Annotated in this window: 14 protein-coding genes, 2 pseudogenes and 1 riboswitch; of the genes and pseudogenes, 7 read left to right on the top strand and 9 right to left on the bottom strand. The window is 43.8% G+C overall.

Annotated features, from left to right (window positions below; translation table 11 throughout):
* Positions 1-159, bottom strand: a pseudogene (locus L4B77_RS17445) (IS91 family transposase); the annotation flags it as partial.
* Between the two features lie 92 nt (positions 160-251).
* A pseudogene (locus tag L4B77_RS17440) lies at positions 252-512 on the bottom strand (winged helix-turn-helix transcriptional regulator); the annotation flags it as partial.
* A 105-nt stretch (positions 513-617) separates the two neighbouring features.
* On the opposite strand from L4B77_RS17440, the gene L4B77_RS17435 reads away from it, so the two are divergent.
* Together L4B77_RS17435 and L4B77_RS17430 are read left to right on the top strand one after the other, a co-directional pair.
* Positions 618-1,385 carry an SDR family NAD(P)-dependent oxidoreductase gene (locus L4B77_RS17435; RefSeq protein ID WP_261840336.1) on the top strand — a complete coding sequence of 256 codons (768 nt, stop codon included), beginning with the start codon at positions 618-620 and terminating at the stop codon, positions 1,383-1,385.
* A 138-nt stretch (positions 1,386-1,523) separates the two neighbouring features.
* The gene (locus L4B77_RS17430) at positions 1,524-2,177 is read left to right on the top strand and encodes a cupin domain-containing protein (protein WP_429751974.1); all 654 of its coding nucleotides are present in this window, start codon (positions 1,524-1,526) and stop codon (positions 2,175-2,177) included.
* 100 nt (positions 2,178-2,277) lie between these two features.
* Here L4B77_RS17430 and L4B77_RS17425 read toward each other — a convergent pair whose 3' ends face one another.
* Positions 2,278-2,916, bottom strand: coding sequence for an NAD(P)-dependent oxidoreductase (locus tag L4B77_RS17425; RefSeq protein WP_429751972.1), 639 nt, complete (start codon positions 2,914-2,916; stop codon positions 2,278-2,280).
* Between the two features lie 154 nt (positions 2,917-3,070).
* On the opposite strand from L4B77_RS17425, the gene L4B77_RS17420 reads away from it, so the two are divergent.
* A complete protein-coding gene (locus L4B77_RS17420; RefSeq protein ID WP_429751970.1) occupies positions 3,071-3,967 on the top strand; it encodes a LysR family transcriptional regulator in 897 nt (298 codons plus the stop codon).
* 132 nt (positions 3,968-4,099) lie between these two features.
* On the opposite strand, the gene L4B77_RS17415 is transcribed toward L4B77_RS17420, so the two are convergent.
* Positions 4,100-4,963, bottom strand: coding sequence for a hypothetical protein (locus L4B77_RS17415; RefSeq protein WP_429751968.1), 864 nt, complete (start codon positions 4,961-4,963; stop codon positions 4,100-4,102).
* Between the two features lie 389 nt (positions 4,964-5,352).
* Complete coding sequence (gene ribB / locus L4B77_RS17410) at positions 5,353-6,009, bottom strand: 3,4-dihydroxy-2-butanone-4-phosphate synthase (protein ID WP_017054827.1); 657 nt, start codon at positions 6,007-6,009, stop codon at positions 5,353-5,355.
* Positions 6,010-6,194: 185 nt separating this feature from the next.
* Positions 6,195-6,345: riboswitch (FMN riboswitch) on the bottom strand.
* Between the two features lie 338 nt (positions 6,346-6,683).
* Here ribB and L4B77_RS17405 point away from each other — a divergent pair.
* Positions 6,684-7,427: a phosphatase PAP2 family protein gene (locus tag L4B77_RS17405; RefSeq protein WP_429751965.1), complete on the top strand. Its 744-nt coding sequence runs from the start codon at positions 6,684-6,686 to the stop codon at positions 7,425-7,427.
* Between the two features lie 53 nt (positions 7,428-7,480).
* On the opposite strand, the gene L4B77_RS17400 is transcribed toward L4B77_RS17405, so the two are convergent.
* The 3 genes from L4B77_RS17400 to L4B77_RS17390 form a co-directional block, all read right to left on the bottom strand.
* Positions 7,481-7,843, bottom strand: a complete 363-nt coding sequence (locus tag L4B77_RS17400; protein WP_261840330.1) for an MmcQ/YjbR family DNA-binding protein — start codon at positions 7,841-7,843, stop codon at positions 7,481-7,483.
* Between the two features lie 76 nt (positions 7,844-7,919).
* Positions 7,920-8,645 carry a sulfite exporter TauE/SafE family protein gene (locus tag L4B77_RS17395; RefSeq protein WP_372065384.1) on the bottom strand — a complete coding sequence of 242 codons (726 nt, stop codon included), beginning with the start codon at positions 8,643-8,645 and terminating at the stop codon, positions 7,920-7,922.
* Positions 8,646-8,869: 224 nt separating this feature from the next.
* Complete coding sequence (locus L4B77_RS17390) at positions 8,870-10,081, bottom strand: MFS transporter (RefSeq protein ID WP_429751962.1); 1,212 nt, start codon at positions 10,079-10,081, stop codon at positions 8,870-8,872.
* A gap of 29 nt (positions 10,082-10,110) precedes the next feature.
* Between L4B77_RS17390 and L4B77_RS17385 the strand changes: the two genes are divergently transcribed.
* Both L4B77_RS17385 and L4B77_RS17380 read left to right on the top strand, forming a co-directional pair.
* On the top strand, positions 10,111-10,260 hold the full coding sequence (locus L4B77_RS17385; RefSeq protein ID WP_429751960.1) for a hypothetical protein: 150 nt from the start codon (positions 10,111-10,113) through the stop codon (positions 10,258-10,260).
* 459 nt (positions 10,261-10,719) lie between these two features.
* Positions 10,720-11,334, top strand: a complete 615-nt coding sequence (locus L4B77_RS17380; protein WP_261840326.1) for a DUF6198 family protein — start codon at positions 10,720-10,722, stop codon at positions 11,332-11,334.
* A gap of 149 nt (positions 11,335-11,483) precedes the next feature.
* Here the strand turns inward: L4B77_RS17380 and trmY are convergent, their stop codons facing one another.
* On the bottom strand, positions 11,484-12,083 hold the full coding sequence (gene trmY / locus L4B77_RS17375) for a tRNA (pseudouridine(54)-N(1))-methyltransferase TrmY (RefSeq protein WP_372093149.1): 600 nt from the start codon (positions 12,081-12,083) through the stop codon (positions 11,484-11,486).
* A gap of 254 nt (positions 12,084-12,337) precedes the next feature.
* Here trmY and L4B77_RS17370 point away from each other — a divergent pair, with 254 nt between their 5' ends.
* Positions 12,338-12,862, top strand: coding sequence for a DUF3087 family protein (locus L4B77_RS17370; protein WP_429751957.1), 525 nt, complete (start codon positions 12,338-12,340; stop codon positions 12,860-12,862).
* The last annotated feature ends 429 nt before the right edge of the window (positions 12,863-13,291 follow it).

Here is a 13,291-nt window from a genome sequence, read left to right as displayed (position 1 = left end):
TCGATACTCTTTAGAGCCAAAAGCGGCGGTACTGCAAGCGAGCATCTTGGTGACATTTTCAATGACGACGGTTCGGAGCGTTTTCCGATGTTTATTGAGGTAGTTTAGCCAATTATCGTTGGCATTGAAGAGTTGTTTGATGGGCTTATTCGGATGCATGACCTATAGGATAAACGATTCATGTAAAACGACCTAGTAGGATGAGTCTCTTTGTTTTCGGCCGTAGGCCGCTCAGGCGACAACGTCGCCGGTTCGTATTCAACTCTTGGTGGCAGTTCGTTGAACATTTGTTTATCTAAAATCCCAAACTCCACATTTCGCTTCAAGCATTCATTCAAAACCTTGGTCGATAACCCTTCGACCGAGCGCACCATTTCACCAGGGCGATTAATGCCATTTGCCAGTAATTGGTAAACCGTTAGCGACCATTTACAGCCGTAGATGGTTTCTACCATGCGAGCGGAACGCTCTGGTGCTGATTTTCTTGAAAAAAAGTTTTCCTGAGTTTTCATAAAGATGTACCAATAAGTACCTACCTAACCGATTTGTACTTACTATTCATAGTGTTAGTTCAAAGCCTAAGATTACCACGTTCACATGACTTAGGAGATAACAAAATGAACTTCACTAAAAATGGTATTGCAGTCGTAATCGGTGGCACAAGTGGTATGGGCTTTGAAACCGCGAAGCAGTTAGTCGCTCAAAATATCCATGTGTTGGTGGTCGGCAATAACCCAACTAAGTTAGATAAAGCGGTGTCAGAGCTGCAATCGCTCGGTCACGCTTCGGGCTGGCAAGCTAACCTTTATGATGATGCAAGTGTGTCTCGTCTTATTGCGCATTTAGAGTCGCTCGAAGAAGGTATTGGTTACCTTGTGAATGCGGCTGGTTACTTCAACCCTAAAGCGTTTATTGAGCACCAAGAGTCTGATTACGAGCAGTACATGCAGCTGAATAAAGCTACCTTCTTCATCACTCAAGCGATAAGTAAGTTGATGATCAAGAATGGCGGCGGCAGTGTAGTTAACGTTGGTTCTATGTGGGCGAAGCAAGCAATCAAAGCGACGCCATCTTCTGCCTATTCAATGGCTAAAGCTGGCCTGCACGCATTAACACAACACATGGCAATGGAACTGGCTGAGCATAACATTCGTGTGAATGCGGTGTCTCCGGCCGTGGTTAAAACGCCGATTTACGAATCTTTCATCAAACCTGAAGAAGTGGATCAAGCGCTAGAAGGTTTCAATGCGTTCCACCCGATTGGTCGAGTTGGTTTGCCGGAAGACATCGCCAATAGTATCTCTTTCTTACTGTCAGACAGTGCAGATTGGGTAACAGGCGCAATCTGGGATGTTGATGGTGGTGTGATTGCTGGCCGCAATTAATTAGGCTTCTTTTTAGGTGGTGGCTGTCGCGTAAGCAAAATTGCAGCGAGATGGCCTCCTTGATCAGTATTCGCGTAAAATAGAAACAAGAAAGGCAACAATAATAACTAAAACGATAACAAGAGTAAGGTCGCCATTATGTTCAACATGGATTTTTCAAAGAGACTGGTTATAGAAACCGAACCGTTAGATTGGGTCGCAAGCCCAGCCAAAGGGGTATGGCGTAAGCCGTTAGAAAGAGAAGAGAAAGAGTCGGGCCACACGACCAGCGTGGTGAAGTACGATCCTGAATCTTCGTTTTCTGAGCACCCACACCCACAAGGCGAAGAGATCTTCGTATTAGACGGTGTGTTCTCAGATGAAACCGGTGACTTCCCTGCTGGCACTTATATCCGTAATCCGCCGGGCAGCGCGCATTCGCCATCAAGCAAGGATGGCTGTACGATCTTGGTTAAGCTCAACCAGTTTGACGCGAGAGACTTGGCTCAAGTTCGCATCAATACTCTAGAAACAGAGTGGCTTCCGGGTATTGGCGGCTTACAAGTGATGCCACTGCATGAGTTCGAACACGAGCATGTCGCGTTAGTGAAGTGGCTGGTTGGCGAACGTTTTCAGCCACACCGTCATTTTGGTGGTGAAGAGATCTTCGTTTTGTCTGGTACCTTTAAAGACGAACATGGCGAGTATCCAAAACGTACATGGCTGCGCAGCCCACACATGAGCGAGCATTTCCCTTATGTAGAAGAAGAGACGGTTATCTTAGTGAAAACAGGGCATCTACCACTAACATGATGACTATCACGATGAACAAAACAGAAAGCCGCTGACTAAAAGTCAGCGGCTTTTTAACTTTCTATTACTTATGTGGGATTACTTTTTATTCATGAGAGCATTAGTAAGCGACACCAATACGTTGGCGTGGGAACTTGCCAACTTCGAGTTCATCAATCATCGCAATAGCGTAATCGCTAACGGATATTTTGCTGTTGCCATCTTGGTCGGTTAGCAGTTGGTCGCCACCTGTACGGTAGGTTGATAGTTTCTCGCCCGGGAAGATTTCTGCTGCTGGGCTAATGAACGTCCAGTTAACCTCGCTGTTAGACTGTTTGAACACTTCAAGCGCTTCACCTTGTGCTAGCGCTTCGTTTTTATGCTCTGCGGGAAAGGCCGGAACGGTAACTAACGGTACGTTTGGCGCTACTTCTAATGACCCCGCACCACCTACCCAAAGTAGACGTTCGATACCAATGCTTGGCAGTGTATCAAGCAGCTTAGTTGCTGTGCTTTTTACGATGTCGTGATTGCCTAGAGCACGTCCGCCAATCGAAGCAATAACCGCATCAACGCCTGAGAAAGCCGTCGCTAGACTGGCTGCGTCATCTTGTAAATCAAATGAACGAACCTCAACATCGCTGATTTCTACACGGCTTGTATCTCTTACAACAGCAACAACTTCATGTCCGCGAGCTTGAGCTTCTTGAGCGATGTGACTACCAATCCAACCTGATGCGCCTAATACTGCAATTTTCATAATGTCTCTCCAATTATTTAATTTATTGAGTCTGTTTCTCGACAGCCATTGCAGTCTAATAGCTCACTAGGTTGCGATAAATATCATAAAATGATGTAGATTGTATCTATATAGTTACCTAATAGGCTTGGTTCAATGGATAAGGGAAAGTGTGATGGATAGGTTGACGGCGATGCGTAGCTTTGTTGAAGTCGCAAATTGTGCCAGCTTTACTCAAGCGGCAGAGCATTTGGACATGAGCCGCTTACAGGTTTCACGTCATGTTCAAGAGATCGAAGGGTGGTTAAAACAAAGGTTGTTGCACAGAACCACTCGTAAGGTGAGTTTGACGGCAGCTGGGGAAATGGCCTTACAGCGCTGCGAGAAAATACTCCACGAAACGGCGGAGCTAGAAGTGACCGCGCTTAATCAAACCGATACTCTTTCAGGTGTGATTCGAATTGCTGCACCCATTGGTTTGACTCAGCACATGTTGTTGGATGTGGTTGAACAGTTCACAGAGCTTCATCCCAATATCACGGTCGAATTGTTTGCTTCTGACCGTTTTGCTCAGTTGGTGGATGACAGAATCGATATTGCGCTGCGTTATACCGATCAACCTGACGATAGCTTGATTGCTCGTAAGTTAATGGAAATTGATTCGGTGGTGTGTGCATCGCAAGCTTATTTAGACAAACATGGTGAACCTAAAACGGTCGAAGAGCTTCGACAGCACAATTGCTTTCGTCATTTGAGTGTCTCTAAGTGGGATTTCGTTAAGGATAATCAGCACTTTTCGGTTGAGGTCTCTGGGACCATTAAGGCAAACGATGTTGGGGTATTAACCCGCGCCGCACAGCATGGAAAAGGGGTTGTTCGATTACCCTGTGACCTGGCCAATCCACTGATTTCTAATGGGAAGTTGAAACGAGTTTTAGATGATTTTGTTTCACCAAGTAGTGTGCTTTGGGCGGTGTATTTATCTCGCAGTTATCAGCTACCTGCTGTTCGTCAGTTCATTGATTTTACGGCAGAAGCTTGGTCTAGCGACATCAAGTCTGGCGATGTTTGAAACTTCATAGGCAATGATACATAGCGATAGAATTTTAAAAGTTCATAAATACAAAAATCCGATATCAATGGTGATATCGGATTTGAACTCAATAATTCAGAGTTCCAGCACGCTCTCCTCTCACGAAGTCTTTTACACGTATTTATGTACGGATAATCGGGTGCTTATCGCCTTATCGTTGATGTCAGGTAAAGGCTGATAAAAGTTTTTGGTGATATCGGATAATACTTGGTCGTAGACTTGTGACACGACACTAGAGATATCACTGGTGAGTTCGTATAGGTTACCTGTGGGCTGAACGACTTGGTGGCTCGATGCAATCTCGGTGAGTGTATGCATAGATCGCGTGAAAATTGGCGCCCCGCTGCTGATTGGACAGATAATCGACAATTGGTTGAGTTTACGGTGCATTTGAGATGCGTAGAACTTGAATCTCAAATACTCCTCGGGATTTTCTATATCGGCTTTTTCTATTCCAGGGATACACATTCTTAATTTGGTCAGGATCTCCATGCAATCTAATACCTGTTGCCAATGCACGTGATATTCTCGGCTCATATCTTCTCGCTCAGACTGAATCAGCCAGATGATCATCACTTCATCCATCAAGAACATGCTATGGCGAATGGTTTTGCCATGAATCGATTGGTTACGTACCAAGCTACGGTTTTGCCAGTCACTGTGCATGGCGATGAGCTTTAGGTGATAGATACGATACATAGGACGACTATCGAACGAGACATGAGATTGAAGCAGCTCAGATACCTCAAGTATGTTGTCGTAAATCTCGTTCACTTTACGAATCGAGTCGCTAGATAATTCATAAGCCAGAGCGTAATGCGTTGCCGCGCGATGTTTACGTGATAACAACAATAACTCTCTAAGCAGAACTAGGGTTTCAAACCTGTGTGATAGCGCGGTTTGTCTCTTCCTTGAGAAATGATACAGGGCCACAAGTACTAATAGAGACAACCCAACTGAAATAACTACAAACATATTCAACTCCTAATATTTGTATACCGACTTAGTGGTAGTGCAGACATTGTGCCAAAGTAAATAAATGTCATATTTCAGTTGGTTATGTTTTTAGTACGATTATGGGTGGTCAATGTTGGTGCATAACTTCACCATTCAAGTGAATGTTTCTTATATTTTGCAAGATTTTTTGAGAAGCCATTCTTTTTTAAGAGATGGGTTGAGCCGGTATCAATAAGTAGACCGATATCGGCGATTGCTCGCTAGCTCATCTCAAAATATAGAAATTAAAAAGGCCTCACTCTTTATCTACTTTTAACGAGAAAAAGTAGTAAGAGTGAGGCCTTTTAATCTGTATTTCTAAGTTTAGTGGCCTTCAATGCTAAGTGCTTAGCATTGAGGATTAAACGTTACGCAAGCTTAAGGTCGAATTCAGTACGGTACATTACCATATCTTCAATGGTCAGTACTGGCATGTTGTGCAGTTTACCGAAAGCCACGATCTCTGGTGCTTTTGCCATCGTGCCGTCTGGGTTTGTTACTTCACACAGTACACCTGCCGATTGAAGGCCGGCCATTTGCATCAGATCCACGGTACCTTCTGTGTGACCACGGCGAGCAAGTACGCCACCTTTACGCGCGCGCAGTGGGAATACGTGGCCTGGGCGAGCAAGGTCTGTAGGCTTAGCCGTTGGGTTTGCAGCAGTCTTAATCGTTGTGACACGGTCAGCGGCTGAAACACCGGTTGTGACGCCCACTTTTGCTTCGATAGTGACCGTAAACGCAGTTTGGTTGGCGCTGTTGTTGTCAACAACCATAGGTGGCAGTTCGAGTTGGTTTGCTTGCTCGTCTGTTAGACACAGGCACACAATGCCACTGCATTCGCGGATCATCAGCGCCATTTGAGCATTGGTTAGGTGTTCTACTGAGTAGATGATGTCGCCTTCGTTCTCACGATCTTCATCGTCAAGTAAAAGTACGCCACGACCTTCGCGTAGCGCTTGCAGTGCATTTTCAACGCGAGTGATTGGTTCGCCAAATTCGGCTAGTAGTGAAGACTGATTCATGGTTAAACTCCTAAAATATCACCAGAATCAGGGCTGTATGAGGGATCTCAACCGAGCACAACAAAGCCAACTCATTACCAGTGGGCTTTAGCTCATTGTGGTTTAATCCAAAACGAATTGCACGCGTTTGAGTTGAAGGTTTTAACACCATAAATAGGCGTACCTTTTAACTTAAACACGTGTGTTTCCATCCTCTCTCATCCGGACTATGACCGTCGGCTCTGGTATCTCACCAGATCTGCTGACCTCGACGAATCGAGCGCTCGCGGGCTTATCTTTAGATTTTACTAAGGACATACCGCCGGTGGGGAATTTCGCCCCGCCCTGAGAATAAAAATTAATAATCTATTTAGCTTTGAAAGCACGTCAGATGGTAATCCTTTCAATAGTGGATTTAAAGGACTGACAGTAAAGTTTTTCAGATTATGTATTGATCACTTAGCAAATGTTCACTTTATCATCACAATGTTACCAAGAAGATTTAGATTTAGATTTAGATTTAGATTTGGATTGGCTGTGTTTGATTCGAGTATTTGTAAGGTGAATATTACGGCTGCTTCGAGGATTTGCTATGCTTATAGCATGACGGCTCGTTGACTATTTTGACACAAAATTGATATTGGAAATGGTAAGCTACGATAGCATTCGACTACTTTTCTTAAAAGATCTTAGCTATGACCTCTCTTTTTCGTAACAAATCCAAAGGCTTATTACTGCTCGTTCTAAGTTTATATTCTCTAGTACCATTTTTGATCTTTGGGGCGACCTCTGACTTTGGCAGCTCGGTTTTGCCTTTCTATGGCGCCTTCATGACTTTTGTGACTTATTCAGCGGGCAATCAAGGATTCTTAATCACATTAGCGGTTCTGTCTTTATTGCTGCTTACACTCAGGTTTTCCAACGCTAAGTTAGTGAGCCTCTGTCTGCAGTTCGGCCTGTTACTGGTTCTTAGTTTCGCGGCTAAAACCGTCTTAAAGCACTCAACTGAAAGCCCGCGTCCTTATTCTGAGTATTTGGTTTCGCAGGACGTGGTTGAAACACCAGAGTCATTTTATGAGCTGCCATTGGCTGAGAAAAACGCAGCCATTGAATCTGTACAAGATAAGGTCAGTGAATGGAGAACCCGTCATTGGCTGGGGGAGACGGACTACTCTTTCCCATCTGGACACATGATTTTCGTTGGTGTTTGTTTGGCGTTTTTTGGTGGTGTGTTTATAGAAGCAAAGCGTTTTTATGCGGTTGGAGGCCTATTGGTATGGGCCGGTGGTGTCGCTTACAGCCGAGTTTGGCTTGGTATGCATCGTCCAGAAGACTTAGCCGGATCGATAGCCTTTGCCGCTTTAATTTATCTGCTGGTGCCAATAGTACCAACACAAAAAATCGAACCTTTACTCCCTAAGTTCTTAAGATCCGCCTGAATTTTAAAACGTTAATATAATATTGGATAGCCGATGACAAGCAGACACTCTCGTTATTGATTGAGCCCGAGTTCTGCTTGTTTCTTTTTGGTTAGCCCTAAAGACACTATTCGGTGTGATTCAGTGAGGTAGTATCTCAGTTCTTCATCTTTGTCTGGTGTGCTCGCAAAAAGCTGAATCCATTTCATGCCACGCGAAGCAAAGTAGGGCGCGGGTTTATAGCCTGACTCTTCTTTGAGAAAGTCGAAATTTTGGTCGGATGCCTTAAAGATAAACGCAGGCTCATTTTTCGGTCCCCAACCACCAATCGCAAACACCTTGCCACCTACTTTCCAAACGTGCGAGTTATTCCACTGCATCACATAACGGGTTGCAGGCAGTGACTCGCAAAATGCATTGAATTCGTCGTAAGTCATAGAGCGTCCTAGTATCTATTGGGTGTTTGATCTGTGTTGGTTTTAAGATGTCTTTTCCGGTCTTTATCGCCAATAACTAGCCAGCTAAACCCTGCCAGATTGCGGTAAAGCCACTGATAGAACATAGCAGTAATGAACCAATGCGTATCTTCTCTTTAGGGATGCTTTGTGTTGTCATCAATGCCACTTTATAACCCAACCAAGCCGCAGGCAGCAAAGGGATAGTAATGATTAGATGGTGCACGGTGAAGAAGCCAATCGGGATCTGTACCAGTAATGAGATGATCGAACTAAACACGAAAAACGCAGAAAGGTTACCACGAAGCTGATTGGCATCTTGGTGTTGGAGCAGCAGTGCCATCGGTGGACCACCAATACCTGAGCTGGTGCCAAAGAATCCAGAGAAGAACCCCGCAATGCCCATCTTAGTAGGGGTTGGTTCAAGTCTAAATGGCAGAAGGCTAACAATCACAGCAAATACCACCAATAAGCCTAGCCAAAGTGATAGTACGCTTGTTGAAACCATCACCAATAAAGCACCGCCTGCCAATGAGCCAGGAATACGCCCCAGCAATGCGATTTTTAATCCGCCAATCGAGATATTCGCTCGATGTTTAAAAGCGTTGAATAACGAGATAAACAGCCCAACTAAACAGATAGGTGCAGGTACATAGTCTGGAGAGACCAAAAACAGCAGTGGGGCTGCAACAATGGCCAAACCAAAGCCGATTGCGGTTTGCACAAACGAGCCGACAAAAATGAGTGCCATTGCGATAAGGACGGTCTGATCTATGTATTCCATAAGCCTGCGGATTAGTTTTAAAGGAGCGGGTGGATACTATAAATGAAAACCAAAACAATAGTCTTATTATTGAGTGAGGTTGATGCAAGTTTCGCTAGCTATAAACTCAATTATAGCGACACCAAGAAAAGCGAGTGTGTATCTCAGGATGCCTCCTTTCAATACTCACTCGCTTTATTGGAACGACTTGTAGTTTACGCTAGTGGGGGAGTTAGCATAAAACGTTAAGCCATTGCCAATTTCAGTCGTTCAATCGGTTTGTCGTTGATAGGCAAATGGATAAGTGCTGCTGCAAATGCCAGTACCACCGTTGACCACCAAATTGGCTCGTAAGAACCGTAGTAATCGTAAATACGACCGCCAACCCAAGCACCTAAGAAACTACCCACTTGGTGAGTAAAGAACACCAAACCGTACAACGTTGACAGGTAACGTGCACCGAAGATCTGACGAACTAAGCCAGAAGTTAGCGGTACTGTACCCAACCAGCAGAAACCAATTGCCGCACCGAAGATAGCCGCGGTTGCTTCCGTTACAGGTAACGTTACAAATGCACCGATAACGACAGTCCGAATTAAGTACAGTGCCGACATTACGTGACGCTTACTGAACTTATCGCCCATCACTCCCCAAAAGTAAGATCCGAAGATGTTGAAAATACCCACATAAGCCAGTGCCATTGCCGCGCTGCTTGCGGGGAGATTTTTGTCGGCTAAGTAACTTGGTAAGTGCGTCGCAATGAACATCACATGGAAGCCACAGACAAAGAACCCTGCGTGAATTAGCCAGTAACTTTTGTTCGAGAACGCCTCAGATAGCGCTTGTTTCAATGTTTGATTGTCCTCTGCTTGTAGCGGTTTATTCGTCGCCGACTTTGGCGCTCGCATGAATAGCGCAAAAGAGATCATTAAACAACAAAGTACGGCAAAGACTTGCATTGCACTCTGCCAATCAAACTCATTCAGCATGTATTGAGCTCCGGGAATTACCGCGAACATACCAAATGAACCAGCAGCCGTGGTTAAGCCGAACGCTTTCGCTGCATGCTCTGCGGGTACTACCTTTGCTACCGCACCTAATACGATCACATAGCTTGTTGCACTTAATCCAAGGCCAACGAGTGCGCCCAGTGAAACGTAAAGCATGCTCGATTCGGTAGAAATAGAGGTAAGAAGTAAACCCAAACCGTAAGCACATGCGCCAGCGATAATGATGTTTCTTGCTCCCCATTTGTCAGCAGCCATCCCCACAAAAGGTTGGAACATACCGAACAATAGGTTTTGCAGCGCAATTGCGAAGCTGAAGAACTCTCGACCCGTGCCGAAATGCTCTGAAATTGGCATCATGAAAATGCCGAATGATTGTCTGATCCCTAGACTGATAATAAGTGTGCCTATCCCTAGCCATACCAGTAAAGGAAAACGGAAAATGCTCATTCTAATACTCTTAAATTAATGGTGGTGATGTGAGTGGTCTTGCGCTGACATGTGTTGGTCAGCCACCTCATGGTGGTGTTGGTTCCCTGAATGCTCATGCGCTGATTGCTGGTGGCAGCCACTACTCACGGCATGCTGAGCCAAGAGATCAATCAATGGCCGACTGTGATGCACAATAACCAAACTAATGACGAGACATAGCGTCATTCTGGCCAGTTGAGCAAAAAGAGATTGTGAAAACATACGGTGTTGCCATGCGCTCAATGTTGTAAGAAGTCGCGCATCATAGTGATGAGTCGGGTATGTATCAAATGACCATTTGTTATGTAGTCTATGCGTTTTATGCATAGATTGTCGCTTGAATGGAATCGGGACAAAACGTGTTCAATAAATGAGAAAACTTGAAGCTCGTTGGTTAATAGAAACAAGTATCTAATTAAGAATAGAAGTCTAAATAGAGGATTATAACCATCTGTTTAATTTGGGTTTTAACAAGGATGTAAAGACTAATATACAAACTAATCACTAAGCAACATTGCTTGTTCACTCGACTTATCTGTCAAACATCGTAAATTTGGGCGTAAATCGTTTCAAAACTGCTGAAACGCGATGTTAAAGATTCAGGGAGAGTCATTCACATGGATAAAGATCATAATTTTCGCGAAAACTTACTGGCACTGATCTTAGGTAGCGCTCTGGTATCGCTTGGCGTTATCTTTTTCAATCAAGTCGGTTTGCTCACCGGAGGCACGGCTGGTTTAGCTATCTTCATTACCAAAGTAACAGACCTAAGCTTTGGCCAAGTGTTCTTCGCGCTTAACTTGCCTTTCTATATTTTGTCGGTTACTCGTATGGGCTGGCGTTTCACCATCAATACCTTTATTGCCGTTTCGATTGTTTCGTTCGCCGTGGATCACTTGTATCACGTGATTCAGATTGCCGAAATTCATGCATTGTATGCCGCTTTACTTGGTGGTGGCTTGATTGGTACCGGCATGCTGGTGATTTTCCGTCACAAGATGAGCTTGGGTGGCTTCAATATTCTGGCGTTGTTCTTACAAGAACGTTTTGGCATTCGAGCCGGTAAGGTTCAGATGGCACTGGACTGCACGATTGTTGTGCTTTCTCTGTTCATTGTTGATGTGTCATTAGTTCTTCTGTCTGTGCTTGGTGCGATAGTCACCAACTTGATTCTAGCAATGAACCATAAGCCAGGGCGCTATCAACCCGTGGTAAAAGCGGAAGCAGCGTAGCTTAAGCATGGCGATAGGTGCAGGCTTCCTATACAGCTTCATCTTTGGCTAATTGAACTTGATGACAAGTTAACACCATTGATACTAAGAGTTGGATAATAAAAAAGAGCCCATTGACTTGAGCTCTTTTCGATTATTGACTGTTGTGATTAGAAACCACGAATATCCAGTTCATTGTTGATCAATACAACACATTGAGAAGCAAAAAGCATATTTGGACCTAAGCTGATTTTCTCAGTTCCTAAGCGCTTTAAGCTGTTGAAGCTTTTCTTCGGCATAGGAATGTGGTCAGTCAGAAGGAAACATGGATTTTCAGCAATCTCCGCATCACGGATAAAGTCACCTTTTTTGTCCATCATGTATAGCTGGTGGTCTTCAGCCAGTTCTTTCACGAGTTTTTCAAAACTCATAGTACGAACGATGATCCCCGGTTCAACCTGACGAGTTTGCTCTTTGGTCATACCTTGAGAAGCATCAACCGCTCTTACTACTGCTGCTAGCAATGCTGACTCGTGAAAGCCGCCAATGTTGGTAATTTCATTTGAATCAAAAGTGATCGTACGTGAGAAGTCTTTAGTACTTTCCAATACAAGGTGCACGGTGACATTCTCACGGTGAGATTGGGCAACGAAGATCGTATTCATCAGAGTATGAGCCAGAATCTCAGTATGAGCATCTTGCCCAACCCCTTCTAAGATAAGTTTGCTCTCTGTAGGGGCTGCGCGAGCGCGTAATACAAATGAACGCATGGAATGTACCTTGTCAGTATGTGATAAAGCCAAACAGACTTTATCAACATGAATTGTTGAATAACCAAAATTATGGCGGTATGTAACGCTTTTCTCTTAATGAAGTCAACTGGAGTTACACCTAGCATCAGCAAGTGAACTTTGAGTATTAAATAGAGAATGCCCACACTACTCGATGGTCTGGGTTGAATCGCCCCAATGTTTACATAGATAGTATGAGCAAATTATAAGGTGACTTACTAAGGAAGCCGTCGATGAAGTTACAAAAGATCAATAAAGAAGAATATAGAAAGAAGATGAACATGTTGTTGGTTTCATTGGTGGGGTCGATCGCATTGTTTGCCATTGTATTCGGTTCCATTTTGATTGATCTGTTTGGTTTGACTAGTTCAATTGCTGGTGAATCAACAGGGAACTTTCATCTGAATGTACTCGGGGTGATCTTATCTGTCGCTTTGAATGCGTTTATCGCAAGCCGAGTGAAAGGACATGAGTATTTCAAAGAAGCGCTTTATGTTTGGAACCTGAAACAAATCCACAATCAAATCTATCGTAAGCTCAAGCGTATTCGGCCAAAAGCGGAACAAGGCAACCGAGATGCATTGACGATCCTTTACTTCTATTACACTACGCAAAAACAGGTATACGACCTAGACAACAATACATTGACAATAAAAACGGTTCAGCAATCGCTGGATAACATTATGGAGCTGAGTGAAAAGTGGAGTGTCAAACTGGATATAGAGTTATTTACGAAAGATTTAGTCGCGAATTTTTAAGTAATATCGATGTAATTGTATGAGTCTTGAACTATGAAAGAGGCTTTTGACGTAAAAGTAGACACTTGAGTGTTTTTTTTTAATTTCTATCAAAAAAGGGGTTGCCATGTCTTCGATGATCTCTATAATACCGCCTCACTGACACGGCAGATGCCATAAGGCTTCAGCTCTAATCAGAGAGGCGAAAGTTCGAAAGAATTAATTTTTAAAAAGTGTTTGACACGCAAAATTAAATCGCTAGAATTTACGTCCGCTTTCAAGGAGTTCTTTGAAAAAGAATGCCTCAGTAAGCAAAGCTCTTTAACAATTTAAACCTATCAATCTGTGTGGGCACTCGTTGATGAATATCAAAACGTTTTATCGTTAGATAAAACAGATTCTTCGGAATCAAAATTGATTTCAATGAACTGAGTGACCAATTCAAATTGG

The sequence above is a fragment of the Vibrio minamisatsumaniensis genome (genome assembly GCF_050337445.1).
In the GTDB taxonomy this organism is placed as follows: domain Bacteria; phylum Pseudomonadota; class Gammaproteobacteria; order Enterobacterales; family Vibrionaceae; genus Vibrio; species Vibrio artabrorum.
The sequence above is the reverse complement of the archived record's forward strand: the minus strand, read 5'-3'. Positions and strand labels throughout refer to the sequence as shown.

Bases quoted from the DNA above. Each gene is read 5' to 3' on its own strand.
- L4B77_RS17370 (WP_429751957.1), top strand. From the start codon at position 12,338: ATGAAGTTACAAAAGATCAATAAAGAAGAATATAGAAAGAAGATGAAC.
- L4B77_RS17395 (WP_372065384.1), bottom strand. From the start codon at position 8,645: ATGGAATACATAGATCAGACCGTCCTTATCGCAATGGCACTCATTTTT.
- L4B77_RS17415 (WP_429751968.1), bottom strand. From the start codon at position 4,963: ATGTTTGTAGTTATTTCAGTTGGGTTGTCTCTATTAGTACTTGTGGCC.
- L4B77_RS17425 (WP_429751972.1), bottom strand. From the start codon at position 2,916: ATGAAAATTGCAGTATTAGGCGCATCAGGTTGGATTGGTAGTCACATC.
- L4B77_RS17405 (WP_429751965.1), top strand. From the start codon at position 6,684: ATGACCTCTCTTTTTCGTAACAAATCCAAAGGCTTATTACTGCTCGTT.
- L4B77_RS17380 (WP_261840326.1), top strand. From the start codon at position 10,720: ATGGATAAAGATCATAATTTTCGCGAAAACTTACTGGCACTGATCTTA.
- trmY (WP_372093149.1), bottom strand. From the start codon at position 12,083: ATGCGTTCATTTGTATTACGCGCTCGCGCAGCCCCTACAGAGAGCAAA.
- L4B77_RS17435 (WP_261840336.1), top strand. From the start codon at position 618: ATGAACTTCACTAAAAATGGTATTGCAGTCGTAATCGGTGGCACAAGT.
- L4B77_RS17400 (WP_261840330.1), bottom strand. From the start codon at position 7,843: ATGACTTACGACGAATTCAATGCATTTTGCGAGTCACTGCCTGCAACC.
- L4B77_RS17390 (WP_429751962.1), bottom strand. From the start codon at position 10,081: ATGAGCATTTTCCGTTTTCCTTTACTGGTATGGCTAGGGATAGGCACA.
- L4B77_RS17420 (WP_429751970.1), top strand. From the start codon at position 3,071: ATGGATAGGTTGACGGCGATGCGTAGCTTTGTTGAAGTCGCAAATTGT.
- ribB (WP_017054827.1), bottom strand. From the start codon at position 6,009: ATGAATCAGTCTTCACTACTAGCCGAATTTGGCGAACCAATCACTCGC.
- L4B77_RS17430 (WP_429751974.1), top strand. From the start codon at position 1,524: ATGTTCAACATGGATTTTTCAAAGAGACTGGTTATAGAAACCGAACCG.